Here is a 207-nt window from a genome sequence, read left to right as displayed (position 1 = left end):
AAGGTAACATCATTGAAGGCGCTAAAGTTGAAGTTTGGCATGCAAACAGCTTAGGTAACTACTCGTTCTTTGATAAGTCTCAATCTGACTTTAACTTACGTCGTACGATCTTCACGGATGCACAAGGTCAATATACAGCATTAACCACAATGCCTGTAGGTTATGGCTGCCCACCAGAAGGTACAACTCAGTTTGTATTAGACAAAC

The 207-nt window shown here is 41.1% G+C and carries 1 protein-coding gene; it reads left to right on the top strand.

Features of this window, described 5'->3' with window-relative positions:
• Positions 1-207, top strand: a 207-nt coding sequence (locus AC1M86_RS14830; protein WP_481608264.1) for a dioxygenase family protein, incomplete at both ends; no start/stop codon positions are given.

The organism is Acinetobacter sp. ANC_7654, assembly GCF_056779855.1.
Note: the sequence above shows the minus strand (reverse complement) of the source record. Positions and strands in the feature narration are given on the sequence as shown.